We start from the raw sequence: 24,818 nt of genomic DNA on the forward strand, positions 1-24,818 counted from the left end.
AACATGCGTTTGGCAGCACTCACACTGACCGTTGCTGCGGTCCTGGTCGCCGGCGGTTGCAACCGCATCGGCAGCAGTGGTGACGCAGGCAAGGCCGCGTCGCTCGATTTCGACAAGCCGGTGTCTGGCGAGATCACCTCGCGCAGTGGCATCAACTTCAACGACGGCAGCCATCACCAGCTCTACCAGATCAAGCTGGAAGACAAGGACCTGGTCGGCCTGAAGCTCACCGGTGCGCTCAGCGGCTCGATCGCCGTGTTCAACAACGGCAGCCTCGTTTCCACCAGCAACACTGGTTACGAGCGCGAAGGCGACGTCTCGCTGGCGTTCCGTGCCAATGGTGGCGGCACCTACCAGGTAGCGGTCAATGCCGATGGCCCGACCGCCTTTGGTCCGTATCGCCTGCGCGCCGAGAAGCTGAAACCCTACGACGGCAAGCCGTTGGCGGGCAGTGGCGAAATCGTGGACATGCTGGCCAGTGACTCGCAGGACTACACCCTGCAGGTGGACAAGGCCGGCCTGTACGAAATCCGCCTGGTGTCGGATGTGTTCGATCCGGTGCTGAAGCTGTCGGGCCAGGGCGTTGAAGCAGAAAACGACGATGGCAACGACAGCACCAACTCGCGCCTGAGCCTGTCGCTGAAGCCGGGCAAGTACACCCTGACCGCGCGTGGTCTTGGCAACGGGGTCAATGGCATGTTCACCCTGTCGGCCAACCGCATCGAGCTGCCGGGCAACCTGGTTGAGCGCGATGGCACGGCGCTGCCGAAGTCGGGCAGCGTGTACACCATGCTGGACAACGAAGGCCGCCGCCGCTTCCTGCTGACCCTGGATCGTCCCGCCGACGTGCGCCTTGATGCGATCTCCAGCCAGGTCGATACCGTACTGCGCGTGGTCGGTGGCGATGTCGAACTGACCGACGACGACGGTGGCAACGGCACCAATGCGCGCCTGGAAGAGACCCTGCCAGCCGGTCACTACACCGTCGACGTGTCGAGCCTGAACGACGCCGCCGGCCTGGTGGAAGTGCGCGTGCAGGTGGATGGTGCCAGCGCTGACGGTGCTGCGGCCTCCGCGGCCCGCGCTGCTGCCGACGCTGCAGCCGCCTCGGCCGATGACGCTGCTGCGGTGGAGGCTGCCAGCCGTTGAACGTGATCCAGGCCATGCGTGGATGACATCAACGGTGCAACGCAAAAAGGCCGGGCAATGCCCGGCCTTTTCTTTTCCATGCTGCGTCGGATTTCAATGCGCAGCGGCAAGGCCTGCATCGCCGAGCGGCGGCAGCATCGTGCCGCGTGGCTCGTTTTCCGTGCTCTGGCCGGCGGCGGCCAGCGCCTGCTGGTAGGCCTTGGCGGTGGCCGTGTTGAACGCGACCAGCACGATGCGCATCGGTTGCGCGTGGCTGCGCTGCCATGCCAGCGTTTCCGTCACTGCGATCTGTGCGGCCTGGTACAGCGGATAGCCATACACGCCGCAGCTGATGGCCGGGAATGCAATCGACTGCACGCCCAGCGACTCGGCCAGCTGCAGCGACTTCCAGTAGCAGTTGGCCAGCAGTGCCGGTTCATCGCGCTGACCGTCGTGCCAGACCGGCCCGACCGTGTGCAGCACATGGCGTGCCGGCAGTGCATAGGCACCGGTGGCGCGCACTTCGCCGGTCGGGCAACGCACGCCCGGGCGCAGCTCCGGCAGCCGCTCGCATTCGGCCAGCAATGCGCGGCCGGCTGCACGATGGATCGCGCCGTCGACACCGCCACCACCGAGCAGTGTTTCGTTGGCCGCGTTGACGATCGCATCCACCGCCAGGGTCGTGATGTCGCCCTGCCAAACTTCGATCTTCATGCGTCCGTCTCCTGCCTGTGAGGTGATCCGCGCAGCATCTGCGCCGGCTGTTCCCACGGTAGGGGACAGGGCATCGATACTGCGTCATGACCGTCTCACGCGCTGCGATCCGACGGCCTCCACGCACGATGGCGGGCGACGCCTTCACGCAGGCTGAAGCAGAACGGGGTCAGAGCCTTTTCCGGATGGAAAAGGCTCTGACCCCGGGTGTCACGGCAGGCCGGCCAGCCAATCGTCGTCGGAGCCCTCATTCACATCAGCAAACAGCGGCGTGGAGAAATAGCGTTCACCGGTGTCCGGCAGCATCGCCAGGATCACCGAGCCCGGTTCAGCGCGGGCCGCGACGTCCAGCGCGCTGGCCACGGTGGCGCCGGCGGAGATGCCGACGAAGATGCCTTCCTCCGCGGCCAGTCGACGTGCGGTAGCGATCGCGCGGTCATCGTCCACCGACACCAGCTCGTCCACCACATCGCGGTTGAGTACATCCGGCACGAAGTCCGGCGTCCAGCCCTGGATCTTGTGCGGCTTCCAGTCATCGCCCTTCAGCAGTGCGGCGCCGGCCGGCTCGGTGGCGATGATGCGGGTCTGCGGGCGCGCAACCTTCAGTACCTCACCGACGCCGGTGAGCGTGCCACCGGTGCCCCAGCCGCTGACGAAGTAGTCCAGCCGCTTGCCGGCGAAGTCGCGCAGGATTTCGGCGGCGGTGGTGTTGCGGTGATACGCCGGATTGGCGGGGTTGGCGAACTGGCTGGCCAGGAACCAGCCATGCTGCTCGGCCAGTTCGCGCGCCTTGCGCACCATCCCGCTGCCGCGTTCGGCGGCCGGGGTCAGGATCACCTTCGCGCCATACGCGCGCATCAGCTTGCGGCGTTCCACCGAGAAGGTCTCGACCATCGTCGCCACGAACTTGTAGCCGCGCGCGGCGGCCACCATCGCCAAGGCAACGCCGGTGTTGCCGGAGGTGGCCTCCACGATCGTGTCGCCCGGCTTGAGCACGCCGCGCGCTTCGGCGTCGAGGATGATCGCCAGCGCCAGGCGGTCCTTCACCGAGCCGCCCGGGTTGAACGACTCGACCTTGGCGTAGAGGCTGACCTGCGGCGGCGCCAGGCGCTGCAGCTTGACGATGGGGGTGTTGCCGACGGTATCGAGGATGGAGTCGTACAGGGCCATGGAAGCGCTCCGGAAACGGGGCCGCGCCGGGCTTCGGCGGGCGAAGGGGGAGGGCTGGCTGTTCAGGCCAGCGGCTGCCGGCTGACCGTAGCGCCGGCATATGACGCCCGGAAATGACCAGATACCTTTCTTAAACAACCTTTGGTTATAAGCTGGTGACGGCAATTGACCCTAGAGTGGACCTCCGCCCCACGCCGCCCGCCTGCCCATGACGCTGACCCAGCTGCGCTACCTGGTTGCCATCGCCGACGCCGAGCTGAACATCACGCTGGCCGCCTCGCGCGTGCACGCCACCCAGCCCGGCCTGTCCAAGCAGCTCAAGCAGCTGGAGGACGAGCTCGGCTTCCTGTTGTTCGTGCGCAAGGGCCGCAGCCTGGAGTCGGTCACGCCGGCCGGCACCGAGGTCATCGCCCGCGCCCGCGCGGTGCTGGCCGAGGCCAACAACATCCGCACCTATGCCGCCAACCAGCGCCGTGAAAGCCAGGGCCAGCTGATCCTGACCTCCACCCACACCCAGGCACGCTTCGTGCTGCCGCCCGCGGTGGCAGCAATCAAGCAGGCCTACCCGCAGGTGAGCGTGCACCTGCAGCAGGCCGGCGAAGCCGACGCGCTGGACCGCCTGAACCAGGGCGATGCCGATATCGCGATCATCAGTACTGCCGGTGGCGAACCCACCGATGGCATCGCGGTACCGCTGTTCCGCTGGCGACGGCTGGTGGTGGTGCCCAAGGGCCATCCGCTGGATCGCGCCGGTCGTGCACCGGACCTGGCCGCGCTGGCCCGCCAACCGTTGATCAGCTACGAATCCTCGACCCGCCCGAACTCGTCGTTGCAGCGCGCCTTCGCTGCTCACGGTCTGGTGCCGGACCTGGCACTGACCGCGCTCGACGCCGACCTGATCAAGACCTACGTGCGCACCGGGCTGGGCGTGGGGCTGCTGGCTGAGATGGCGGTCAGTTCCAACGACGAAGACCTGAGATCGTGGCCGGCGCCGGACCCGATCAGCGAGTGCATCGCCTGGGCGGTGCTGCCGCGCGACCGGGTGCTGCGTGATTACGCGCTGGAACTGGTGCATGTGCTGGCACCGCAGATTGATCCGCGCGATCTGCGAAGAGTTCTGGATGGCAACCAGGCCGCTGCCTGGCCGGTGCCACCGACCTGGGAATCCCTGACCCAGACCATCACGGTGTGAGGTTGGTCGAGCAGGGCTTGCAGCCCTGCACCTGCTGCGGACCAAAGCAACAGCAACAGCAACAGCAGAAGCGGCATTCCGTGGGTTGGCGGGGCGGTGTGGGCAGGCAGGACACGCCGTAAACCCATCCATGGGGGCTCGATGGCGCCATCCATGGCGCCAACGGTCCTGACTGCCCACACCGCCCCACCTCTGACAGATTCCGGCGGCTGTTGGCATGTGTCGACCTTGGTCGACACATCTGTCAGATATCGAGATACATCTGGGGTCAGATCCGTTTTCCTTCGGAAAACGGATCTGACCCCGAGAGTCGTTCTGACAGATCGCTGAAAACTGTCAAAGGCGGGGTGGGTCCGGTTGCGGGAGTGTCCGCGGCATGGATGCCGCGGCCAAGCCCCCAAGGACGGGTTTACGGCGTCTCCCGCAACCGGACCCACGCCGCCCACCCCCAGCAAACCGTTTTTGCTTTTGCCGTTGCTTCGGCTTTTGCCATTGATTCAGCGGGTGCAGGGCTGCAAGCCCTGCCGACAAACCTCCTCCTGCGACGGTTCGTCGCACGGGCAACCCTGTACCCGCCTCTACACTAGCGGGGTGACCCGCTTGTCCCGCCCGCAGCGCCTTCTGCTCCAGCTCGCCATCCTGGCGACGCTGCTGATGGTGCTTGCGCCACTGGTCAGCCGCGCGCTGCAACCGCAGCCGATGGATCACGCGGCGATGGCGGGCATGGACCACGCCGCGATGGGCCATGACATGCACGACATGCCCATGGCCGGGCACGATCAGCACGGCGCTGCGCCGGCAGCGCCCAACCGCCCGGCCGATCCGCACGCCATGCACGGCGAAGCCTGCGAGTACTGCGTGCTGGCGATGCGCCTGCTGCCGTGGCTGGCGGTGCTGGTGCTGCTGTTGCCGCTGTTGTGGCGGCCGCGCCTGGTGTTCCCGTGGTCGCAGCAGGTGCTGCCTGCGCTGCGCTGGCCAGCACATGCCGCGCGTGGGCCACCGCGCGTCTCCATCGTCCGCTGATGTTCCCGTGAATCTGCCGCACGACGCCTGACCGGGCGCCATGCGCGCGTGCGTACCTTGGAGCTGTTCCGATGAAGATGACTTCCCGCCCTGCGGGCGCCTGCGTGCGCCTGCCGGTTGCCTTTGGCCTGGCCGTGGCCACGTCACTGGCCCACGCTGCGCCTGCCGAACAGGCGCGCACCCTCGATACGATGGTGGTCACCGCCGCCGCGCCGTCCTCGCCGCTGCACTGGGTGACCGATCCGCGCCTGCCGCGGCAGCCGGTGCCGGCCAGTGATGGCGCCGATTACCTGAAGACCGTTCCCGGCTTCTCCGCCATCCGCAACGGCGGCACCAATGGCGACCCGGTGCTGCGCGGCATGTTCGGTTCGCGCCTGAACATCCTCAGCAACGACGGCAACCTGATCGGTGCCTGCCCGTCGCGCATGGACAATCCGCTGTCCTACATCGCGCCGGAGAGCTTCGACCGGCTGACCATCATCAAGGGGCCGCAGAGCGTGCGCTGGGGTGCAGGTGCGTCGGCCGGTACCGTGCGCTTCGAGCGCGACACGCCGCGCTTCGAAGAACCGGGCCTGCGTGCCGATGCCAGTGCGCTGGTCGGTTCGCGCAACCGCAACGACCAGGTGCTGGACCTGACCCTGGGCAACCCGACCGGGTACGTGCGTGCCAGCGGCAACCGTTCCGAAGCCGATGACTACAAGGATGGCCACGGTGACGTGGTGCCGTCGAAGTGGCGCAAGTGGAACGGTGACGTGGCCATCGGCTGGACGCCGGACGCCGATACGCTGCTGGAAATCTCCGCCGGTGCCGGCGATGCGATCGCGCGCTATGCCGGGCGTGGCATGGACGGCGCCGCGTTCGAGCGCACCAGCTACGCGGCACGCTTCGAGAAGCGCAACCTGCCGGGCGCGTGGGACACGGTGCAGGCCAACGTGTACTACAACGAAGCCGACCACGTGATGGACAACTACACGCTGCGCACGCCGAATCCCGACAGCATGATGCCGATGCCGATGGCATCGAACGTGGACCGCCGAACCCAGGGCGGCCGGGTCAGTTCCGAGTGGCGTTGGCAGGACGTGCAGCTGGTGGCCGGTGTGGATGGCGAGGACAGCCGCCATCGCGGGCGCATGGGCATGGGCCGCGATACCTACCGCCAGGCCGCGTGGGCGACCGATGCCGACTTCCGCCGCTATGGCGTGTTCACCGAACTGACGCTGGGCGCCGGCACCGACCAGCGCTGGATCAGTGGCCTGCGCATCGATCGCGCCAGCGTGCGCGATGATCGGCAGTCGATCCGCGGCATGATGGAGAACATGCCCAATCCGACGTCGGGCCAACGCCGCAAGGAATGGCTGGGCAGTGGTTTCCTGCGTTACGAACAGGACCTGGCCGATGGCTTGACCGGGTATGCCGGTCTCGGCCACAGCCAGCGCATGCCCGACTACTGGGAGCTGTTCTCGCCCGATCACGGCCCGGCCGGTGCACCGAACGCGTTTGCCGGCATCCAGCCGGAGCGCACCACCCAGCTCGACGTCGGCCTGCAGTACAAGGGCCCGCGCGTGCAGGCCTGGGTCTCGGCCTACGCCGGGCAGATCCAGGACTACATCCTGTTCACCTATCACGGCAGCGGCATGATGGGCATGAGCCAGGCCGGCAACATCGATGCGCGCATCGCTGGTGCCGAGGCGGGGCTGGAAGTGAGCCTGGCCGAACAGTGGAAGCTGGGGGGCACGCTGGCCTACGCCTGGGGCGAGAACCGCGACCAGCAGCGTCCGCTGCCGCAGATGCCGCCGCTGGAAGCGCGTCTGAGTGCGAACTGGGAAGGCCAGCGCTGGAGTGCCGGGGCACTGCTGCGCGCGGTGACCCACCAGCACCGCGTGGCCGACGGGCAGGGCAACGTGGTCGCGCAGGACCTGGGGCCCAGTGCCGGCTTCGCCACGTTCGCGCTCAATGCGGCGTACCGTTTCAGTTCGCAACTGCAGCTCAGTGCGGGCGTGGACAACGTGTTCGACCGCGCCTACAGCGAGCACCTGAACCTGGCCGGCAGTGCCGACTTCGGCTTCCCGGCCGACCCGGTGCGCATCAACGAGCCCGGGCGCAGCCTGTGGATGAAGGTGAACTACCGGTACTGATCCGCCGGGCATGGCCTGGCGCTGCCCACGCGCCGGGCAAAAAAACGGGGCCGGATCCCCGCCAGGATCCGCCCCCTGCCCAACGCCCTCGGTCGGGCAGCTTCGACTCTACGACGGCAATGCCTGCGGTGCACGGCTGGATACACCCCGACACACGCCGACACCGCCGCCATCAGCCTTGCATGGAACGGGTTCAAGGCGCCATCGCGGTGCCGGCTCCACGCCGGTAAACGCTTGGCACATACCGCTTTTGCAGGCCCTTGCCTACACTCGGCGGCCGTGGATCAATCAGGACCGTTCATGTTGGCTCGTATCGCTTCGACCCTGGCCCTTGGCCTCAGCCTGGCCGTGCTGGCCGGGTGCGCAGGCAAACAGGAGGCCGCCGCGCGTCGGCAGGGCGAAGCAGTGCCGGTTACCGCGCAGGTCGTGCAGCCCACGCAGTGGAACGACACCCTGCAGGCACTGGGCACCGCCAAGGCGCGCGAGTCGATCAGCGTCACCGCCAAGGTCAGCGAGATCGTCGAGAAGGTGCATTTCGAAAGCGGCCAGCACATCGCCGCCGGTGCGCCGATCGTGACCCTGCGCGGCCAGGCCCAGGAAGCGGCGCTGGTGCAGGCGCAGGCCACCTTCCACGAGGCCGACCAGCTGTACAAGCGCCAGCGCGAGCTGGCCTCCCAGCGGTTGGTGTCCAGCGCCACGCTGGATACGCAGAAGTCGATCCGTGATGCCGCTGAGGCGCGCGTGATGCAGATGCAGGCCGACATCGGTGATCGCCGTGTGCGCGCACCGTTCGCCGGCGTGCTCGGCATCCGCCAGGTCAGCCCTGGCTCGCTGGTGACCCCGACCACGGTCATCGCCACGCTCGACGACATCGAGCACATGCACATCGATTTCCAGGTGCCGGAAGTGGAACTGGCCGCGCTGGGCGTCGGTGACAAGGTCAGTGCCACCAGCGTGGCGTGGCCGGGCCGTACCTTCGAGGGCGTGGTCAGCACCATCGACGCACGCATCGATCCGGCCACCCGTGCGGTGACCGTGCGCGCCGACTTCGCCAACGGCGACCACGCACTGCGCCCCGGCATGCTGCTGGACGTGCGCCTGTTCCGTCCCGAGCGCCCGGCGCTGGTGGTGCCGGAAATCGCCGTGGTGCAGGTCGGCCGCGATACCTTCGTGTACCGCATCAAGAACGACGACAGCGTCGAGCGCGTGGACGTGGTGACCGGTGCGCGCCGTGCCGGCGTGGTCGAGATCAAGCAGGGCCTGGAGGCCGGCCAGCGCATCGTGGTCGACGGCACCGGCAAGCTGCGCCCGGGCCTGAAGGTCGCGGCCAAGGATGCGGCACCGGCCAGCGGCGCGAAGCCGGCTGACGCGCCGGCACCGGTCGCGGCCGAGGGCCACGGCGGATGAAGCTGTCCGACGTCTCCATCCAGCGGCCGGTGTTCGCCGTGGTGATGAGCCTGCTGTTGCTGGTGCTGGGCGTGATGTCCTTCACCCGGCTGACCCTGCGCGAACTGCCGGCCATTGATCCGCCGATCGTGTCGGTGTCGGTGGACTACACCGGCGCGTCGGCGGCGGTCATCGAAAGCCGCATCACCCAGGTGCTGGAAGACGCACTGGCCGGCATCGAAGGCATTGATACGATCAACGCGCGCAGCACCAACGGCCGCTCGCAGGTCAGCATCGAGTTCACTTCCAACCGCGATATCGAAGCGGCGGCCAATGACGTGCGCGATGCGGTCAGCCGTGTCGCCGACCGCATGCCGGAAGAAGCGCGGCCGCCGGAAATCGCCAAGGTCGAAAGCGATGCCGACCCGATCATCTGGTTCAACATGGTCTCCTCGACCATGGACACGCTGGAACTGAGCGACTACGCCGACCGCTATGTGGTCGACCGCTTCTCCAGCCTCGACGGCGTGGCCCAGGTCCGCATCGGTGGCCGCCAGCGCTACGCGATGCGCATCTGGCTGGACCGTGACCAGCTGGCCGCGCGTGGGCTGACCACCGGCGATGTGGAAACCGCACTGCGCAACGAGAACGTGGAACTGCCGGCCGGCCGCATCGAGTCGACCGACCGCGATTTCACCCTGCGCGTGGAGCGCAACTACATCAAGCCGGAAGACTTCGCGACCATCCCGCTGGGCAAGGGCCGCGATGGCTATGTGGTGCGCATGGGCGACGTGGCGAAGATCGAGCTGGCCTCGGCCGAGCGTCGCGCTTACTACCGCAGCAACGGTGAGCCGGGCATCGGCCTGGGCATCGTCAAGACCTCCACCGCCAACTCGCTGGATGTGGCGCGCACCGCGCGTGCTGAAGCCGAGCGTGTGGCGCTGTCGCTGCCCAAGGGCACACAGATCTTTGTTGCGTTCGACAACACCACCTTCATCGAAGCCGCCGTGGACCGCGTCTACGCCACGCTGGTGGAGGCGATGATCCTGGTGCTGGCGGTGATCTGGCTGTTCCTCGGCAGCTTCCGTGCCGCACTGATTCCGGCGGTGACCGTGCCGGTCTGCCTGGTGGCCGCGTTCATCGCACTGTATGCGTTCGACTTCTCGATCAACCTGCTGACCCTGCTCGCTCTGGTGCTGTGCATCGGCCTGGTGGTGGACGACGCGATCGTGGTGGTGGAGAACGTGCAGCGCCGCATCGATCTGGGCGAGCCACCGCTGGTGGCCTCCAAGCGCGGCACCGCACAGGTCGCCTTCGCGGTGATCGCCACCACCGCAGTGCTGGTTGCGGTGTTCCTGCCGGTCGGTTTCCTGGAAGGCAATACCGGCCGCCTGTTCCGCGAACTGGCGGTGGCGCTGGCGGCAGCGGTGGCGCTGTCCGCGTTCGTGGCGCTGACGCTGACGCCGATGATGGCGTCCAAGCTGCTCAAGCCGCACACGGGTCAGGCACCGCGTGGCCTGCATGGCTTCATCAACCGCAACCTGGAACGCCTGGCCTCGGGCTATGGCCGCGTACTCGACCACCATGTCGACCGCACCTGGATCTACCTGCTGGTGATGGTGGCCGCGCTGGCTGCCAGTTGGGGCCTGCTGAAACTGCTGCCGTCGGAGCTGGCGCCGGCCGAAGACCGCGGTTCATTCCAGATCATGATCGACGGCCCGGAAGGCGCCGGCTACGACTACACCGTGCAGCAGGTGCAGCAGGTGGAAGCGCTGCTGGCACCGCACGTCGGCCCCGACAAGCCGATCGTGCGTGCCAATCCGCGCGTGCCGGGTGGCTGGGGCGCGAGCGAGGAAATGCACACCGGCCGCGTCAGCATCTTCCTGCAGCCGTGGCGCCAGCGCAGCGAGGCCACGCCGGATGTGGCCAATGAACTGCAGAAGGAACTGGACACGATCCGCGGCGTGCGTGTGCGTACGCAGGTGGGCGGCGGGCTGGTGCGCAGTGGCGGCCAGCCCTTCCAGATCGTGCTGGGTGGGCCGGAATACGCGGAAATCGCCCAGTGGCGCGACCGCGTCCTGCTGCGCATGGCTGACAATCCGGGCCTGGTCGGCCCGGATTCGGACTACAAGGAAACCCGGCCGCAGATGCGGGTGAACATCGACCGCCAGCGTGCGGCGGATCTCGGCGTGCCGGTCACCGCGATCGGTTCGGCGCTGGAAACCATGATGGGCTCGCGCCGCGTCACCACCTTCGTCGACAACGGCGAGGAGTACGACGTGCTGGTGCAGGCCGGCCGCGATGGTCGCGCCAGCCCGGCCGACCTGGCCGCGATCCGCGTGCGCGCCACCTCCGGCGAGCTGGTGCCGCTGTCCAACCTGGTCACGCTCAGTGAAGTGGCCGAGGCGGGCACGCTGAACCGCTTCAACCGCCTGCGCTCGATCACCATCACCGCCGGCCTTGCGCCGGGCTATCCGCTGGGCGAGGCCATTGCCTGGGCGCAGAACGTGGCCCGCGAAGAGCTGCCGCAGTACGCGCAGGTGAACTGGAAGGGCGAATCGCGCGAGTACCAGAGCGCCGGTGGCGCGGTGCTGCTGACCTTCGCGATGGCCCTGCTGGTGGTGTACCTGGTGCTGGCCGCCCAGTTCGAAAGCTTCATCCACCCGCTCACCATCATGCTGACCGTGCCGCTGGGCGTGCTCGGCGCGCTGGTCGGCCTGTGGGTGAGCGGGGGCACGGTGAATCTTTTCAGCCAGATCGGCATCGTCATGCTGGTCGGCCTGGCGGCGAAGAACGGCATCCTCATCGTCGAATTCGCCAACCAGCTGCGCGACGACGGGCGCACCGTGCGCGAGGCGATCATCGAATCGGCGATGGTGCGCCTGCGCCCGATCCTGATGACCTCGATCGCCACCGTGGTGGGTGCGATCCCGCTGGTGGTGGCCGGTGGCCCTGGCTCGGCCAGCCGCGGCACCATCGGCATCGTGATCATCTTCGGCGTGACCCTCTCGACGTTCCTGTCGCTGTTCGTGGTGCCGGCGTTCTACGCGCGGCTGGCCCCGTACACCCGCTCGCCGGAAGCAGTGAAGCGCGAACTGGAGAAGCAGGAAGCCGAGTCGCCCTCGGTGGGCGGGCATGCCTGACCCTCGCGCCGACAGGGTCGGACCGGGGGTCGGATCCCTTTCCCAACGGGAAAGGGCTCTGACCCCACCACTGCGAGGCGACGGCTTCCAACTTCGCCCCTGGCGCTCCGACGACCTCGCGTCCCTGCTGCGCCACGCCAACGACCCGGACGTTTCGCGCGGCCTGCGTGACCGCTTCCCTTACCCGTACACCCGCGAGGACGGCGAGGCCTTCCTGGCCGGCCGCGTGCTCGCCCCCGGCACCCTCAACCTGGCCATCGTGATCGATGGCCACGCCTGCGGCAGTATCGGCGCGCAGCCGGGCACGGCCGAGCGCGGGCATGCCGCCGAATTGGGATACTGGTTGGGTCAGGCCCATTGGGGCCAGGGCGTCATGACCCGCGTCGTGGCCCTGTTCGCCCCCTGGGTGATGGACGAGCTGCGCCTGTTCAGGCTGCAGGCCGAGGTCCTGGATTTCAACGAAGGCTCGGCCCGCGTGCTGCTGGCCAACGGCTTCAGTGAAGAGGGCACGGCCCGCTGCGCGGTGTACAAGCGCGGCCAGCTGCACGACCTGCGCCGCTTCGCCCGGGTACGCACGCAGCTGCCCTGAGCGCGCAGGCTGGTCGCTGTAGAGCCGAGCCCATGCCCGGCTGCCCTCGGGGGCCCAAGCCGAGCATGGGCTCGGCTCTACAAGACAGCGCTACCGCAGCGGCCTTCGATCAGGGAGAATCGACCGGTCCCCTCCAGCCGACGGGACGTCCTTACAACCCGCCGACTGGAGAGAGCGCGCGTGGAAGCTACCGTACATTTCATCAACAGCATCATCTGGAGCAAGGCACTGATCTTCATGTGCCTGGCCGCCGGCCTGTTCTTCAGCCTGCGCACCCGCTTCATGCAGATCCGGGGTTTCCTCGAGATGTGCCGCCTCACCGTCAGGGGGGAGAAATCCGATGCCGGCGTGTCCTCGTTCCAGGCCCTGGCCATGTCGATGGCCGGCCGCATGGGCATCGGCAACATCGCCGGCGTGGCCACCGCCATCGCCTTCGGCGGCCCCGGCGCGATCTTCTGGATGTGGGTGATGGGCTTCCTCGGCGCGTCCACCTCGTACGTGGAATGCACCCTGGCGCAGATCTACAAGACCAAGGATGCCGAAGGCCGCTACCGCGGTGGCCCGGCCTACTACATCGAAAAGGCGATGGGCCTGAAGTGGTACGCGCTGGCCTTCGCCATCGCCACGATCATCGCCGCCGGCTTCCTGATGCCGGGCGTGCAGGCCAATGCCATCGCCGACAGCATCATCAACGCCTGCCGCGGCACCGCCCTGTGCGGCCCGCTTGATGGCCAGGCCTTCGGCATGGAATCGGTGCAGGCGCTGAAGCTGGGCATCGGCATCGTGGTGGCGCTGCTGCTGGGCGTGGTGATCTTCGGTGGCGTCAAGCGCATCGCCAACTTCGCCGAAGTGGTGGTGCCGTTCATGGCCGCCGGTTTCATCCTGACGGCCATCGTCATCATGATCATCAACTACGACCGCGTGCCGGACATGTTCGGCATCATCTTCAAGAGCGCCTTCGGCACGCACGCGGCGTTCGGCGCGATGATGGGCCTGGCAGTGGAGTGGGGCATCAAGCGCGGCATCTACGCCAACGAAGCCGGCCAGGGTTCGGGCCCGCACGCGGCGGCCGCCTCGGAAGTCTCGCACCCGGCCAAGCAGGGTTACGTGCAGGCCTTCGCCATCTACTTCGACACCATGATGGTGTGCACCGCCACCGCGTTCCTGATCCTGGCCAGCGGTACCTACAACGTGTACTCGCCGGCAGGCGCCAGCGCGCCGCCGATCTTCCAGGGCCTGGCCGGCATTCCGGAAGGTGCGGGTTACGCGCAGGCCGGCGTGGAAGCGGTGCTGCCGGGCTGGGGCTCGGCGTTCGTCTCGATCGCCATCTTCTTCTTCGCCTTCACCACCATCATGGCGTACTACTACATGGCCGAGACCAACCTCAGCTATGTGAACCACAACAAGAAGCGCCCGCTCACCGTGCTGCTGCTGCGCCTGGGCATCATCGGCATGGTCGTGTTCGGGGCGTTCCACAATGCCACCCTGGCCTGGGCGCTGGGTGACATCGGCGTGGGCCTGATGGCCTGGCTGAACATCATTGCCATCCTCATCATCCAGAAGCCGGCCATGCTGGCCCTGCGTGATTACGAACGACAGAAGAAGCTCGGCCTCGATCCGACCTTCGACCCCGATGCCCTGGGCATCAAGAACGCCGATTTCTGGCGTCAACGCAAGCTGGAGTTGTCCCGTAGTGAATGATCCCTGGAAGAATGCCCGCCGCCCGTCGTCGCGACCGCCGCGGGCCACCCCGCTGCCGCCGCGTGAGGGCGGCACCCCGCCGCCGGGGCGCGGCAACGACGAACTGCGCCTGTATGGCTGGAACGCCGTGCAGGCGCTGTTCGCCAAGCGCCCGCAGGCGTTGCGCAAGCTGTACCTGGTGGACGCGCTGATTCCGCGCATGCAGCCGGTGCTGAAGTGGTGCGTGGCCAACCGCGTGGGCTACCGCGTCGTCGAGGAAGGCGACCTCAACAAGCTGGCCGCCACCACCCATCACGAAGGCCTGGTGGCCGACGTGCTGCGCGCGCCGGTGGTGCCGCTGGCACAGTGGCTGGCCGATCTGGGCGAAGGCCCGGCGCTGGCGTTGTGGCTGGACGGTGTCGGCAATCCGCACAATTTCGGCGCGATCCTGCGCTCGGCCGCGCACTTCGGGGTCAAGGCGCTGCTGCTGCCGGCCGGCAGCACGCTGGCGCTGTCCGGTGCCGCCGCACGCGTGGCCGAAGGCGGTGCGGAATCGGTGCCACTGGTGCAGTTGCCGGAGGCCGCGGAGGCGATGGCACAGCTGCGCAGCGCCGGTTTTGGCCTGGCCGCGACGCTGGTTGAGGGCGGTGATGACGTGTTCCGCGCGTCGCTGCCGGACCGGCTGGTGTATGTGATGGGCGCCGAAGGCGAGGGCATGGACCGTGGCTTGGCGAGCCAGTGCGATCTGCAGGTCTCGATCCCCGGCAGTGGTGCGGTGGAGAGCCTGAACGTGGCCTCGGCCACGGCCGTGCTGCTGGCGCAGTGGGCCAGTCGACGCGATTGAGCCTCTGAGCGGGGTCAGATCCCTCGCCTGCGCGAGGGTTCTGACCCCGCCGGTTCCGGATTCAGGACCCGCCGTGGTGGGTGCGAACCTTCGTTCGCACCGCTCCTGCCGCTGCGCTCGCCGGGCAGGGCCCGGCGCTACCGCATCATTCGTTCGGCGGCGTGGTCGCCTTGGCTTCGCTGCCGAAGTTGCCATCAGCCTCCGCCGCCAGATACGCGAACACGGTGTAGGCAGCCACATTCTGCGCAAGCGCCTTCGGGTCGATCTTGTCCAGCGTGTCGTCGGCGGTGTGGTGCAGGTGGAAGTAGTCCGAGCCGTCCTGCGCCAGCCACGCCCACGCACCGCCCTTGGCGGCCAGCGGGCCGACGTCCGGGCCCGGGCCACCCTTGTCGGCCTGGTACTCGATGCCCAGCGGCTTCATTACTTCGGCAATCTGCTTCGTCGCTTCGCGCGAGCCTTCCGGGTTCGGCGAACCGGTATTGAAGGCGTAGATGCGGCCGGCGCCGAAGTCGCTCTCGGCAGCCAGCTGGTGCAGGGCCACGTCCTTTGCATGCGCTTCGGCGTAGGCCTTGCCGCCATACAGGCCCTGTTCTTCGTTGGCGAAGGCAACCACGCGGATGGTGCGCTTCGGTGCCTGCTTGAGCTGGCCGATCAGATGGCCTGCGGCCATGGTGATGCCCACGCCCGCGCCGTCATCCACCGCGCCGGTGCCCAGGTCCCACGAATCCAGGTGACCACCGATCACCACCACTTCCTTCGGCAGGCTGCGGCCTGTGATCTCGCCGATGACGTTGTACGAGGTGGCGGTGCCATCCCAGCCGCAGTCCAGCGCCACCTTCACCGTGGTGCTGCCACGGGCCAGCAGGCGCGCCAGCTGGTCGGCATCGGGCACCGACAGCGCCGCCGACGGCACGGGGGTCAGGCCCTCATCGAAACGGGTGATGCCGGTATGTGGCACACGGTGCGAGTCGGTACCGGCCGAGCGCATCAGGAAGCCCACCGCGCCCTTGCGGATCGCCTCGGACGGGCCCTTGCTGCGGATCGCGCCGCCACGGCCGTAGTCGCGGCCATCGCGGAACGGCAGCATCTGGTAATCGACAAAGGCGATCTTGCCCTTCAGCGAACCGGCCGGTGCGGCCTGCAGCGCGGCCAGGTCGGCGAAGCGCACCACCTCGGCTTCCACGGTGCCGCCCGGGCTGCCCCCCAGTGCGGTGATCTGCAGCGGCTGCGGGTTCCTGCCGGTCACGGCGGCGTGTTCACTGCGGCGCTCCCACTTCGGGAAGGTCACCGGTTCTTTCCACACCTTGTCGAAGCCCAGCGCCTTGAACTTGGCTTCGGCCCAGGCCACCGCACGGGCGTCGGCTTCGCTGCCGGCAATGCGCGGACCGATTTCGGTGGTAAGCGATTCGACCACCTTCCAGCCGGTGTCGTCGGCCAGCGCCTGGTCGCGCAGCTGCGCGGCCGTGGCCAGCGAGGCCGGGGTCAGGGTGGTGGTGTGCGGTGCTGCAAAGGCCGGAGCGGCCAGCAGGGCAAGGGACGATGCGATGGCAAGGACGCGGCGACGCATGGGCAACTCCGGAAGGGACCAAGCCTTGGAGCTTAACAGTCGTTCAGGCCCGCGCATGGGCGGGAGGTCATGGCTGGCGCGAACGCAGTTTTCCGACACGTCCGGCAAAGCGAAAGCCGCGCCGGAGCGGGGCTTTCGCCTGCTTCTGTAGAGCCGAGCCCATGCTCGGCTGCCTTGCAGATCAGCCGAGCGTGGGCTCGGCTCTACAGGTGGGAGGGGCGCCGATGGCGCCCGGTGCCCTTATTTCTTCAGGCTGTCGCGGATCTCCCGCAGCAGCACCACTTCCTCGGCCGGCGCTGCCGGTGCCGCTTCCTTCTTGCGCGACAGGCGGTTGATCACCTTGATCACCAGGAAAATGGCGAAGGCCACGATCACGAACTGGATCAGCGTGTTGATGAAGTCACCGTAGCCGATCACCACCGCCGGAATCTCCTTGCCGTCCGGCCCGATGCGGGCCGGCGACAGCGTCCACGCCAGCTGCGAGAAATCCACCTTGCCGATCAGCAGGCCCAGCGGTGGCATGATGATCTTCTCCACCAGCGCGGTCACGATCTTGCCGAAGGCTGCGCCGATCACCACGCCGACGGCGAGGTCGATGACGTTGCCGCGCATCGCGAATTCCTTGAACTCGGTGAGCATTCCCATTGTTGTTGTTCTCCGGTGGGGAAGTGGACAGCGCGCAGGGTAGCGCAGGTGATGTCAGCCCGCGATCACGCCATGGCGTTCGGCCACGTTTTCCAGGCGCGCACTGAAGCGATCGCCCGGCTTCAAAGCGGCGACCCCGGACGGCGTGCCCATGAACACCAGATCGCCCGCGCGCAGCTGCCACAGCTTGGACAGCTCGTGCAGGATCTCCGGCACGTTCCAGATCATCTGGTCCAGCAGCGCCTGCTGGCGCACCTCGCCGTTGACCTCCAGCGACAGGTTCAGCGCGGCCAGGTCGCCGACTTCCTCGGCGTGGACGATTTCGCTGATCGGCGCGGAGGCATCGAAGCCCTTGGCGGCGTCCCACGGATGGCCCTTGTCCTTGGCCGCGGCCTGCAGGTCGCGGCGGGTCAGGTCCAGGCCAACGGCGTAGCCGTAGACCAGCGCATCGGCATCGGCCACGGCCAGCTCGCCCGCGGGCGCATCACGGCCGATCGCCACCACCAGCTCCACTTCGTGGTGCAGGTTGGCGGTTGCCGGCGGGTAGGGGATCACGTCGTCGTGGCCGACCACGATGGCATCGGCCGGCTTGCTGAAGAACATCGGGCGGCCGCGGTCATCGTCCGCCGGTACCGCCGCGCCCATTTCACGGGCGTGGTCAGCAAAGTTGCGGCCGACGCAGTAGATGCGGTGCACGGGGAAGCTGCCGCCACCGGCTACCGGCACACGCGGCAGGGCTACGGCAGGGATCACATCGGAGACATCGGACATGCGGGCATCCAGGAAGGGCGTGCCCGCAGTCTAGAACGCATGGCGCCCGCCGTCAGCGGGCGCGGAAGACGTGGATCAGCGCGAGGCCGGCAGCACCGGCTTGCGCACTACGCGGTACTCGCCCTCGACCACGGTCGGGTCGACCGGACGCGCGGCGCCGGGCTTGCGCGAGGCCAGCAGCTTCCACGCCAGGCCGACCAGGATCATCGCCGCACCGACGAACACACCGATGAACACCATCGCGGCCAGGATCGCCAGGCCGAGCAGGCCCACGGCAACGCGCACCAGCGGGTGGCGCGGCTTGCGCGGCGCGAACAGGGTGCGGAACTGGGTGAAGGCGGATGCGCGATTGAACATGGCGGCTCGATAGGCTGGGATCAGCGAAACCAGAGTATCGGGACGCGCCACCGTCATTGAGTGAAAAACTCGTTAAATATAGCCTGTGCTTATTACGGATCAATGACTTGTGTTCATGTCACAGCCAGTCACCTGAGCAGGCATGCGACAATTCCGGTTTACCGTCCGAGCCTTCGCCATGACTACCGCCGCTGCCCTGATCGCCCTTGATGCCATTGCCGATGGCGCCTTTGCCGAGGTCGAAGCGGTGGTCGAGGGCGATGCCGAGTCGCTGGTGCTGTACCGCGACGGCGCGCAGGTGCGGGCGTTCCTGAACATCTGCCCGCACGCCGGCCGCCGCTTGGACTGGGCCCCGGGCCAGTTCCTGAAGAGCCGCGAGGGCCACCTGGTCTGCGCCGCGCATGGCGCCTCGTTCGCGCTGGACAGCGGCGACTGCATTGCCGGCCCCTGCAAGGGCGACCGCCTGCGCGCAGTGCCGTTGGACGTGCGCGACGGGCAGGTGTACCTGGCCTGAGGCCGGGCGATGTTGCCTGAGGTGGGTGCGGACCGTTGGTCCGCACGCTCCGCTGCAGGGAAGCTTCGTGCGGACCAACGGTCCGCACCTACCGATTGCAATCCCGCAGGTGCAGGGCGCAGCCCTGCCGATCAACTCACTCAGAACATCAGGTTGATCATCAACACCACCACGCAGGTGTAGATCAGCGACAGCGGCCCGCCCACCCGCCACATCTCGCGCGGGGTGTAGTTGGCCGGGCCGGTGATCATCGAGATCACCGGGTTGGAGGCCGTCATCAGGTTGTTGGACGCCGACAGCGCTACGATCAGCGCGAACGCGGTCGGGTTGCCGCCCGCTGCCAGCGCCAGGTTCACCGCAATGGGCACCATCACGATGGTCGCGCCCACATGGCTGATCACCAGCGAGAACGCCGTGGTCAACAGCGCCAGCGCCACTTCCAGCACCCAGATCGGAATGCCGGTGGGCAGCTTGTCGATCGTGTGGCCGGCCACCCATGCCGCCGCACCGCTGGAATCCATCGCCCAGCCGAGTGGAATCAGCCCGGCCATCATGAACACCGTCTTCCAGTTGATCGAGGCATAGGCCTCGTCCATCCGCAGCACGCCGGTCAGCAGCATGCCGGCCACGCCGGTCATCAGCGTCAGCGCCACCGGCAGCTTGCTGGTCAGCGCGATCAGGATGGTCAACGCGAAGATCGCCATCGCGATCTTGAACTTGTGCGGGCGCTGTTCGCCCGTCGGGTAGTCGGTGACCACCACGAAATCGCGGCTCTTGGCGGCCTGCGCCAGGTCGGTCCAGATGCTGTGGAAGACCAGCATGTCACCGGCGCGCAGCTGCACGTCGCGCACGTCCTCGCGGATCACCTGCTTGTCGCGGTTGATCGCCAGCAGGCTGATGCCGCGCTCCTTGCGCAGGCGCAGGTCGGCCGCGCTTTTGCCGATCACGTTCGAGGTCGGCGGCACCACCGCCTCGGAAATACCGGCCCGGCTCGGGTTGAACAGGTCGCCCAGGTGCTTCAGGCGCGAAGACATGCGCAGGAACTGGTTCTGCGCGAAATCGTTGATCTGCTGGCGCGGGCCCATCGCACCGAGCACGCTGCCGACCCAGATGCGCATTTCCGCCGGCGGCGCCAGGCGGGTGTCGTTGCCGGTCTTCAACGCCAGCAGCAGCGGGGCATCGTGCAGGTTCTCGGCCTCGCCCAGCGTCATCCCCACCAGCGGGCTTTCGGCGGTGACCACCAGTTCGAATACATCACCTTCAATGCCGTAGGTCTTGGCGAAGTAGCTCTCGGTGCGCGCCGGGGTGACACCGTCGTTGACCAGGCTTTCTTCTTCAACCAGCTTGCGGTCGCCGTAGTAGCGGAAATACAGCAGCGAGGCGATCAGCAGGGCCACGCCGATCGGCAGCGGCGCGAACATGCGCAGCGGCTCGATGGTGGCCAGGCCCGAGGGCAGGTTGTTGTTGGCCGAGGCCAGCAGATCGTTCAGCAGGATCAGCGGTGAGTTGCCGACCATGGTCAGCGCGCCGCCCATCACGATCGCCGCCGAAATCGGCAGCAGCAGGCGCTGCATCGTCAGCCCGGTGCGCGCCGCCAGCCGCGAAGCGACCGGCAGGTACAGCGCCATCACCGACGGGTTCTGCATGAAGGACGAGTTCAGACCGGCGATGGCGGTGGTCATCATCAGCAGCCGCTGCTCGACCCCATGGCCACGCCGCAGCAGCCACGCGGCCAGCCGGTTCAGTGCCCCGGTGCGGTCCAGGCCCGCACCGAGGATGGTGGTGGCGATGATGCTCATCACCGCGTTACCGGAGAAACCGCCGAAGATTTCCTCCGGCGCGATCAGGCCGGTGACACCCAGCACCACCAGCACCACCAGCGCGACCACGTCGGCGCGGATGCGCTCGAACAGGAACATCGCCATCGTGAAGCCGACCAGCCCGAGCACGAGCTTCATGTCGTTGGTCAGCGTCAGCGCGGTGTCCATGTGGGGCGCGGTGTCCTCAGGCGATCGTCAGGTGCGGTCGTACAGCAGGTCCCAGACGCCATGGCCGAGCTTCTGGCCGCGGGTCTCGAAGTGGGTCTGCGGGCGCCAGTCCGGGCGCGGCACGCTGCCACGCGGGCCGGCACGATTGACCAGCCCGGCGGTGGCATCGAGCACGTCCCACATCTGCTCGGCGTAGTCTTCCCAGTCGGTCGCGCAGTGCAGGCGGCCGCCCGGGCGCAGCTTGCGCACCAGCAGGTCGGCGAACGCCGGTTGCAGCAGGCGGCGCTTGTTGTGGCGCTTCTTGTGCCACGGGTCCGGGAAGTAGATGCGCACTTCATCCAGCGCGCCGTCGGCGATCTCGTTCTGCAGCACCTCCACCGCGTCGTGGTGGTACAGGCGCACGTGGTCGGCGTTGTCCTCGGCCAGCGCGTTCAGCAGGCGGCCCACGCCTGGGGCGTGCACTTCAATGCCGATGTAGTCGCGCGACGGGTCGTGCTGGGCGGCGAAGCGCAGCGCGGCACCGTTGCCGAAGCCGATTTCCAGCACCTTGTGCGCCGGGCGGCCGAAGGTGGCGTCCAGGTCACGCGGCTGGCCGTTGTAGTCGATGCCGAAGCGCGGCCAGCGTTCGTCGAACGCGCGCTGCTGGGCGGGGGTGAAGCGGCCCTGGCGCAGCACGAAGCTGCGCACCTCGCGGCGGCCCTCGCTGACGGTGAAGGGCTTGGGCGGAGCCTTGGAGCCGGCGCTGTCAAAAGGATTGGTCATCAGCCGATCAGCCCATCCACCGGAGAGGAGGCGCTGGCGTAGCGCTTGCGCGGGATGCGCCCGGCCAGGAAGGCCTCGCGGCCGGCCTCGACCGCCTTGCGCATGGCGCTGGCCATCAGCACCGGGCTGCGTGCGCCGGCAATGGCGGTGTTCATCAGCACGCCGTCGCAGCCCAGCTCCATCGCAATGGCGGCATCCGACGCGGTACCGACGCCAGCGTCGACAATGATCGGCACCTTGGCGTCTTCGATGATCTGCAGCAGGTTGTACTTGTTCTGGATGCCCAGGCCCGAACCGATCGGCGCGGCCAGCGGCATCACCGCGGCGCAGCCGATCTCTTCCAGGCGCTTGGCCAGGATCGGGTCGTCGGAGGTGTAGACCATCACCTCGAAGCCGTCCTTGACCAGCTGCTCGGCAGCCTTGAGGGTCTGTACCACGTCCGGGTACAGCGACTTCTGGTCGCCCAGCACTTCCAGCTTGGTCAGGTTGTGGCCGTCCAGCAGCTCACGGGCCAGGCGGCAGGTGCGCACGGCATCTTCGGCGGTGTAGCAGCCGGCGGTGTTGGGCAGGATGGTGTAGCGCTCCGGCGGCAGCACGTCGAGCAGGTTCGGCTCGCCCGGGTTCTGCCCGATGTTGGTGCGGCGGATCGCCACGGTGACGATCTGGGCGCCCGCGGCCTCGGTGGCCAGGCGGGTTTCTTCCAGATCCTTGAACTTGCCGGTGCCGGTCAGCAGCCGCGAGCCATAGGTCTTGCCGGCGATCACCAGCGAATCGGGGGAGACATGAACGTTCATGGCGCGATTATCGCTTATCCGCCTGAAGATGGGGTCACGCCGGAAACGGGTTCGGATCCCTTTGCCAGCGGCAAAGGACTCTGACCCGTGGCGCGATGCGTGGGGTCAGAGCCCCTCGCGGTGCGAGGGGATCCGACCCCTTGGCCTCAGCCCCCACCCAGCGCGTGCACGATCTCCACCACGTCGCCTTCGGCCAGCACATGCTCGCTGTGGCGGCTGCGGCTGACGATCTCGCCGTTGACCTCCACCGCCACACGGCGCTGCAGCAGCTGCTCGGTTTCGAGCAGGTCATGGAGGGTCGCCGAAGCGGGCAGGGTACGGGGTTCACCGTTGAGCTGGATGTTCATCCCTGCATTGTCGCTGATGGCCCGCCAGGATCGGAACCTTTGCAATCTGCGCCGGATGCCAGTTCCAGCACAGCAAGGCCTGGCGGGATGAGGCGACAATCCATGCGGCGGCGCAGCGTGAGCAAAAGGCGGCACGGTGAAACCATTCACCGTGCGCCGGCGTACGTGTGCCGGGTCCTTCTCTATTTTTCCCCACAGGAGTTTCCAGATGCAGCTCAGCAAACACCCGATCCGCTCCCTGATGGCGGCCGCGATCGCGCTGGCCGCGCTTCCAGCCATGGCAGGCGAGTCCCCGTTCACGCGCACCGTGTTCTTCGGCGACAGCCTGACCGACAGTGGCTACTACCGCCCGCTGATCCAGCCGGCCGACGCCCGCCCGGTCTCCGGCCAGTTCACCACCAACCCCGGCCTGGTCTGGGCCCAGTTCGTGGCTGACTACTACGGCACCAACGCCAATCCGAACGGCAACGGTCAGAGCGGCGACAACTATTCCGTGGGCGGTGCCCGCGTGGGCGTCGACCTCACCCAGCCCGCCTTCGGCAACGTGCCGGTGCCGTCGCTGAAGACGCAGACCGCCCAGTACCTGGCCGCCAATGGCGGCAAGGCCGACGCCAATGCCCTGTACACCGTCTGGGGCGGCGCCAACGATCTGTTCTCGATCACCGCGCCGGCGCAGGCATCGGCGGTCATCGGCGCTGCCGTGACCAACCAGATCGGCATCGTGGCGTCGCTGAAGCAGGCCGGCGCCCAGTACGTGATGGTGCCCAACCTGCCGGACGTGGGCACCACCCCGGGCTTCATCGATCGCGGCGCAGCCGGCCAGGCGCAGGGAACCGCCCTGTCCACGGCCTACAACAACGCGCTGTATGGCGGCCTGAAGCAGGCCGGCATCGATTTCATTCCGCTCGATACCTACACCCTGCTGCACGAGATCATCGCCAACCCGGGCATGTACGGCTTCAGCAACGTCACCGGCCGCGCCTGCCTGGTGCCGTCGTCGCTGGCCTGCAGCCCGTTGGCCTATGTGCGCCCCGATGCGGCAAGCACCTACCTCTTCGCCGATGACGTGCACCCGACCACGGCGGCCCACCAGATGCTGGGCCAGTACGCCATCTCGATCCTGGAAGGCCCGCGCCTGCAGCAGGTGCTGAGCCACTCGGCACAGACCATCGGCCGTTCGCGCGCCGACCAGGTCAGCCTGCACCGCAGTGGTCGCCCGGCCGACGGCCTGTCCTGGTGGGGCGGCGTGCGCGGTGATCTGCAGCGCTACGACCATGCCGACCTGTACGACGGCATGGCGCCGGCCGGCCTGTTCGGCGTTGACTGGGCCCGCGACGGCATGGTCTTCGGTGGCTTCGCCGGCTTCGGCCGCCTCAATGCCGACTTCGGCAACAGCCGTGGCGATTTCACCCAGAAGGACACCACTGCCGGTCTGTTCGCCGGTTGGTACGGCGACCGCATCTGGGTGAACGGCCAGGTCAGCTACACCTGGCTGTCGTATGACGTGAACCGCAAGGTCCAGCTGGGCCCGGCGACGCGCGAGCACAGCGGTTCGCCCGACGGCAGCAACCTGACCGCAGCACTGAACGCCGGCTATGAGTTCGGCACCGAAGGCGGCTTCCGCCACGGCCCGATCGCTTCGGTGATCTGGCAGAAGGTGAAGATCGACGGCTACACCGAAGGTGCCAGTACCGGCACGATGGCCACCGCTCTGGGCTACGGCAAGCAGGACGCCGATTCCACCGTGGGCCGCATCGGCTGGCAGGCGCGCTTCGATGGCGGCACCGTGAAGCCGTATGTGCAGCTGACCTACGACCACGAGTTCGAGGACACCAAGCAGGCCAGCGCCTGGGTGCAGAGCCTGCCGGCCGTCGGCATGTACCGTGTGCCGGGCATGGACTTCGACAAGAACTACGCCACCGCCATCCTCGGTGCCCGCATGGAGCTGTTCGGCCTGCAGAGCAACGTGGGCCTGAGCGCCACGGCCGGGCAGAAGCGTGCGCAGGACGCGACGCTGTTCGCCAGCTTCAGCGGCAGCTTCTGATCCAGGACGGGGTCAGCGCCCTTTC

The 24,818-nt window shown here is 67.7% G+C and carries 21 protein-coding genes; 11 read left to right on the forward strand and 10 right to left on the reverse strand.

The genetic code is table 11. From position 1 onward, the window contains the following. Nucleotides 1–3 precede the first annotated feature (3 nt). Nucleotides 4–1,149 (forward strand): ABC transporter substrate-binding protein, encoded by a 1,146-nt coding sequence (locus AC5P8Z_RS05410; RefSeq protein ID WP_495228372.1) that lies wholly within the window; start codon nt 4–6, stop codon nt 1,147–1,149. A gap of 93 nt (nt 1,150–1,242) precedes the next feature. On the opposite strand, the gene AC5P8Z_RS05415 is transcribed toward AC5P8Z_RS05410, so the two are convergent. Both AC5P8Z_RS05415 and cysK read right to left on the reverse strand, forming a co-directional pair. After that, a complete protein-coding gene (locus AC5P8Z_RS05415) occupies nt 1,243–1,842 on the reverse strand; it encodes an O-acetyl-ADP-ribose deacetylase (protein WP_295566665.1) in 600 nt (199 codons plus the stop codon). Between the two features lie 210 nt (nt 1,843–2,052). Further along, nucleotides 2,053–3,012: a cysteine synthase A gene (cysK, locus tag AC5P8Z_RS05420; protein WP_295566663.1), complete on the reverse strand. Its 960-nt coding sequence runs from the start codon at nt 3,010–3,012 to the stop codon at nt 2,053–2,055. A gap of 208 nt (nt 3,013–3,220) precedes the next feature. Between cysK and AC5P8Z_RS05425 the strand changes: the two genes are divergently transcribed. The 8 genes from AC5P8Z_RS05425 (at nt 3,221) to AC5P8Z_RS05460 (ending at nt 15,004) form a co-directional block, all read left to right on the forward strand. Beyond that, the gene (locus AC5P8Z_RS05425; protein WP_495228374.1) at nt 3,221–4,204 is read left to right on the forward strand and encodes a LysR family transcriptional regulator; all 984 of its coding nucleotides are present in this window, start codon (nt 3,221–3,223) and stop codon (nt 4,202–4,204) included. Nucleotides 4,205–4,795: 591 nt separating this feature from the next. Then, nucleotides 4,796–5,227, forward strand: coding sequence for a DUF2946 domain-containing protein (locus AC5P8Z_RS05430; RefSeq protein ID WP_495228376.1), 432 nt, complete (start codon nt 4,796–4,798; stop codon nt 5,225–5,227). Between the two features lie 71 nt (nt 5,228–5,298). Continuing rightward, nucleotides 5,299–7,362, forward strand: coding sequence for a TonB-dependent copper receptor (locus AC5P8Z_RS05435; protein WP_495228378.1), 2,064 nt, complete (start codon nt 5,299–5,301; stop codon nt 7,360–7,362). 300 nt (nt 7,363–7,662) lie between these two features. After that, nucleotides 7,663–8,769 carry an efflux RND transporter periplasmic adaptor subunit gene (locus AC5P8Z_RS05440; RefSeq protein ID WP_286069648.1) on the forward strand — a complete coding sequence of 369 codons (1,107 nt, stop codon included), beginning with the start codon at nt 7,663–7,665 and terminating at the stop codon, nt 8,767–8,769. Further along, nucleotides 8,766–11,891 (forward strand): efflux RND transporter permease subunit, encoded by a 3,126-nt coding sequence (locus AC5P8Z_RS05445; protein ID WP_495228379.1) that lies wholly within the window; start codon nt 8,766–8,768, stop codon nt 11,889–11,891. The genes AC5P8Z_RS05440 and AC5P8Z_RS05445 overlap by 4 nt, the downstream gene beginning before the upstream one ends. After that, on the forward strand, nt 11,884–12,480 hold the full coding sequence (locus AC5P8Z_RS05450; RefSeq protein ID WP_495228381.1) for a GNAT family N-acetyltransferase: 597 nt from the start codon (nt 11,884–11,886) through the stop codon (nt 12,478–12,480). The genes AC5P8Z_RS05445 and AC5P8Z_RS05450 overlap by 8 nt, the downstream gene beginning before the upstream one ends. 180 nt (nt 12,481–12,660) lie before the next feature. Beyond that, nucleotides 12,661–14,181 carry an alanine/glycine:cation symporter family protein gene (locus AC5P8Z_RS05455; RefSeq protein WP_495228382.1) on the forward strand — a complete coding sequence of 507 codons (1,521 nt, stop codon included), beginning with the start codon at nt 12,661–12,663 and terminating at the stop codon, nt 14,179–14,181. Continuing rightward, nucleotides 14,174–15,004, forward strand: coding sequence for a TrmH family RNA methyltransferase (locus AC5P8Z_RS05460; RefSeq protein WP_495228384.1), 831 nt, complete (start codon nt 14,174–14,176; stop codon nt 15,002–15,004). The genes AC5P8Z_RS05455 and AC5P8Z_RS05460 overlap by 8 nt, the downstream gene beginning before the upstream one ends. A 145-nt stretch (nt 15,005–15,149) precedes the next feature. On the opposite strand, the gene AC5P8Z_RS05465 is transcribed toward AC5P8Z_RS05460, so the two are convergent. The 4 genes from AC5P8Z_RS05465 to AC5P8Z_RS05480 all read right to left on the reverse strand — a co-directional run bounded on the left by AC5P8Z_RS05465 (nt 15,150) and on the right by AC5P8Z_RS05480 (nt 18,344). Continuing rightward, complete coding sequence (locus tag AC5P8Z_RS05465; protein ID WP_495228385.1) at nt 15,150–16,571, reverse strand: M28 family peptidase; 1,422 nt, start codon at nt 16,569–16,571, stop codon at nt 15,150–15,152. Nucleotides 16,572–16,811: 240 nt separating this feature from the next. After that, a complete protein-coding gene (mscL, locus tag AC5P8Z_RS05470) occupies nt 16,812–17,216 on the reverse strand; it encodes a large-conductance mechanosensitive channel protein MscL (protein ID WP_049447393.1) in 405 nt (134 codons plus the stop codon). 54 nt (nt 17,217–17,270) lie between these two features. Next, the gene (locus AC5P8Z_RS05475; protein WP_286069642.1) at nt 17,271–17,987 is read right to left on the reverse strand and encodes a fumarylacetoacetate hydrolase family protein; all 717 of its coding nucleotides are present in this window, start codon (nt 17,985–17,987) and stop codon (nt 17,271–17,273) included. A gap of 75 nt (nt 17,988–18,062) precedes the next feature. Continuing rightward, complete coding sequence (locus tag AC5P8Z_RS05480) at nt 18,063–18,344, reverse strand: hypothetical protein (RefSeq protein WP_286069641.1); 282 nt, start codon at nt 18,342–18,344, stop codon at nt 18,063–18,065. A 178-nt stretch (nt 18,345–18,522) separates the two neighbouring features. Here AC5P8Z_RS05480 and AC5P8Z_RS05485 point away from each other — a divergent pair, with 178 nt between their 5' ends. Beyond that, nucleotides 18,523–18,858 (forward strand): Rieske (2Fe-2S) protein, encoded by a 336-nt coding sequence (locus tag AC5P8Z_RS05485; RefSeq protein WP_286069640.1) that lies wholly within the window; start codon nt 18,523–18,525, stop codon nt 18,856–18,858. A gap of 140 nt (nt 18,859–18,998) precedes the next feature. On the opposite strand, the gene AC5P8Z_RS05490 is transcribed toward AC5P8Z_RS05485, so the two are convergent. The 4 genes from AC5P8Z_RS05490 to thiS form a co-directional block, all read right to left on the reverse strand. After that, nucleotides 18,999–20,846 (reverse strand): SLC13 family permease, encoded by a 1,848-nt coding sequence (locus tag AC5P8Z_RS05490; RefSeq protein WP_286069639.1) that lies wholly within the window; start codon nt 20,844–20,846, stop codon nt 18,999–19,001. Nucleotides 20,847–20,873: 27 nt separating this feature from the next. Continuing rightward, entirely contained in the window at nt 20,874–21,608 is a 735-nt protein-coding gene (trmB, locus tag AC5P8Z_RS05495; protein ID WP_049429900.1) for a tRNA (guanosine(46)-N7)-methyltransferase TrmB, read from the reverse strand. Next, complete coding sequence (locus AC5P8Z_RS05500) at nt 21,608–22,402, reverse strand: thiazole synthase (protein WP_010481470.1); 795 nt, start codon at nt 22,400–22,402, stop codon at nt 21,608–21,610. The genes trmB and AC5P8Z_RS05500 overlap by 1 nt, the downstream gene beginning before the upstream one ends. A gap of 146 nt (nt 22,403–22,548) precedes the next feature. Beyond that, complete coding sequence (thiS, locus tag AC5P8Z_RS05505; protein WP_286069638.1) at nt 22,549–22,749, reverse strand: sulfur carrier protein ThiS; 201 nt, start codon at nt 22,747–22,749, stop codon at nt 22,549–22,551. 208 nt (nt 22,750–22,957) lie between these two features. Here thiS and AC5P8Z_RS05510 point away from each other — a divergent pair, with 208 nt between their 5' ends. Next, on the forward strand, nt 22,958–24,793 hold the full coding sequence (locus AC5P8Z_RS05510; RefSeq protein WP_495228388.1) for an autotransporter outer membrane beta-barrel domain-containing protein: 1,836 nt from the start codon (nt 22,958–22,960) through the stop codon (nt 24,791–24,793). Nucleotides 24,794–24,818: the final 25 nt, after the last annotated feature.

This window comes from Stenotrophomonas sp. YJH_SMC_17, from assembly GCF_059371655.1.

Bases quoted from the DNA above. Each gene is read 5' to 3' on its own strand.
- AC5P8Z_RS05410 (WP_495228372.1), top strand. From the start codon at position 4: ATGCGTTTGGCAGCACTCACACTGACCGTTGCTGCGGTCCTGGTCGCC.
- AC5P8Z_RS05415 (WP_295566665.1), bottom strand. From the start codon at position 1,842: ATGAAGATCGAAGTTTGGCAGGGCGACATCACGACCCTGGCGGTGGAT.
- cysK (WP_295566663.1), bottom strand. From the start codon at position 3,012: ATGGCCCTGTACGACTCCATCCTCGATACCGTCGGCAACACCCCCATC.
- AC5P8Z_RS05425 (WP_495228374.1), top strand. From the start codon at position 3,221: ATGACGCTGACCCAGCTGCGCTACCTGGTTGCCATCGCCGACGCCGAG.
- AC5P8Z_RS05435 (WP_495228378.1), top strand. From the start codon at position 5,299: ATGAAGATGACTTCCCGCCCTGCGGGCGCCTGCGTGCGCCTGCCGGTT.
- AC5P8Z_RS05440 (WP_286069648.1), top strand. From the start codon at position 7,663: ATGTTGGCTCGTATCGCTTCGACCCTGGCCCTTGGCCTCAGCCTGGCC.
- AC5P8Z_RS05445 (WP_495228379.1), top strand. From the start codon at position 8,766: ATGAAGCTGTCCGACGTCTCCATCCAGCGGCCGGTGTTCGCCGTGGTG.
- AC5P8Z_RS05450 (WP_495228381.1), top strand. From the start codon at position 11,884: ATGCCTGACCCTCGCGCCGACAGGGTCGGACCGGGGGTCGGATCCCTT.
- AC5P8Z_RS05465 (WP_495228385.1), bottom strand. From the start codon at position 16,571: ATGCGTCGCCGCGTCCTTGCCATCGCATCGTCCCTTGCCCTGCTGGCC.
- mscL (WP_049447393.1), bottom strand. From the start codon at position 17,216: ATGGGAATGCTCACCGAGTTCAAGGAATTCGCGATGCGCGGCAACGTC.
- AC5P8Z_RS05475 (WP_286069642.1), bottom strand. From the start codon at position 17,987: ATGTCCGATGTCTCCGATGTGATCCCTGCCGTAGCCCTGCCGCGTGTG.
- AC5P8Z_RS05480 (WP_286069641.1), bottom strand. From the start codon at position 18,344: ATGTTCAATCGCGCATCCGCCTTCACCCAGTTCCGCACCCTGTTCGCG.
- AC5P8Z_RS05485 (WP_286069640.1), top strand. From the start codon at position 18,523: ATGACTACCGCCGCTGCCCTGATCGCCCTTGATGCCATTGCCGATGGC.
- AC5P8Z_RS05490 (WP_286069639.1), bottom strand. From the start codon at position 20,846: ATGGACACCGCGCTGACGCTGACCAACGACATGAAGCTCGTGCTCGGG.
- trmB (WP_049429900.1), bottom strand. From the start codon at position 21,608: ATGACCAATCCTTTTGACAGCGCCGGCTCCAAGGCTCCGCCCAAGCCC.
- AC5P8Z_RS05500 (WP_010481470.1), bottom strand. From the start codon at position 22,402: ATGAACGTTCATGTCTCCCCCGATTCGCTGGTGATCGCCGGCAAGACC.
- thiS (WP_286069638.1), bottom strand. From the start codon at position 22,749: ATGAACATCCAGCTCAACGGTGAACCCCGTACCCTGCCCGCTTCGGCG.
- AC5P8Z_RS05510 (WP_495228388.1), top strand. From the start codon at position 22,958: ATGCAGCTCAGCAAACACCCGATCCGCTCCCTGATGGCGGCCGCGATC.